The organism is Gluconobacter sp. P1D12_c, assembly GCF_018812105.1.
Taxonomy (GTDB): domain Bacteria; phylum Pseudomonadota; class Alphaproteobacteria; order Acetobacterales; family Acetobacteraceae; genus Gluconobacter; species Gluconobacter oxydans_A.
On sequence record NZ_JACSIQ010000299.1, the window covers coordinates 1 to 516 of the forward strand.

The 516-nt window shown below is 45.7% G+C and carries 1 protein-coding gene; it reads left to right on the forward strand.

Annotated elements, in window-relative coordinates; genetic code table 11:
* A partial coding sequence (locus KP705_RS16845; RefSeq protein WP_215765091.1) for a protein rep occupies positions 1 to 516 on the forward strand: 516 nt, incomplete at both ends.

The window sequence follows — 516 nt, forward strand, 5'->3', positions numbered from 1 at the left end:
GTTCATTCCTGCTGTTGCTGTTGCTGAGCGTCGCCAGTTGAGGAATGAGCTGACCTATTGGATTGATAACATTCTCCCGAATAAGGGGAAGTATCTGCGGTACATGGTTATCACCTGCGGTGAGAACGTCCGCATATATGATGACCTCAAGGCGGAGCATAGGAAATGGACACGCAAGCTCTCTGATTGCTTCCGTTGGCTCAATCAAAAATATGGTTCAAATCTGTATTTCAGGGGGACTGAGTTCACTCATAATGAGGATCATGAAACCCTTAACATGCATATGAATATCCTCTTTGATCTGCCGTATTTGAAGGGGAACGGCTGGCAGGATTTTCTTGCTGATGTTCGTGAGAGGATGTCGTGCATTGTTAAGGATGCGGGAACTCTTGAGTCTGTTGATGAGGTCACAAAATATGTGACTAAGCCGAACGATATTGAGACGATGGAGGATGGCCATCTTGAGTGGTTCTATAATGAGACACTCAATACGCGACTGATACAGAGGTACGGATC